Genomic DNA, 450 nt, shown 5'->3' with positions numbered 1-450 from the left:
TCACCGGGGCTTTGATCTGGAAACAGGTGAAGTTTCCGCTCTTTCAGATCCCGTATCCTGGGCGCAAATCGATAACCAAAGAAGGGCATCAGCCCGAAAACATGATCCGATGCCCCACCCGTGTCGGTATAATGCTCTTCAATGGAAAGCCCGTTGGCATGATACAGCAGCCCATCCAGAACATAGGGTGCTTCACCGGCCGTCGCCGCAATCACCCGGGTCGAAAACGGATCATACTGATCGGAGATGTGGGTGTAGAAACTGACGCCCGGTTCACTGCCATTGCGCGCATTGATATCGCTGATCGCAGCGCCTCTGCCACCTGCATGAAACAATTGACCATCACTTGAGGACGATGTGCCGTCTCCCCAGAGTGACGCCAGGGGCAGCCCACGATGGGCTGCAACCATACGGCCAAGGGCTTCGGCGTATCCGGCCTCGCTGATATGC

General features: G+C 56.4%; 1 protein-coding gene. It reads right to left on the bottom strand.

Features of this window, described 5'->3' with window-relative positions:
- Window positions 1-450, bottom strand: a 450-nt coding sequence (locus KP705_RS17685) for a Tn3 family transposase (RefSeq protein WP_215765227.1), incomplete at both ends; no start/stop codon positions are given.

Source organism: Gluconobacter sp. P1D12_c, from assembly GCF_018812105.1.
GTDB classification, from domain to species: Bacteria; Pseudomonadota; Alphaproteobacteria; order Acetobacterales; family Acetobacteraceae; genus Gluconobacter; species Gluconobacter oxydans_A.
This window is presented reverse-complemented; position numbering and strand designations above follow the sequence as displayed.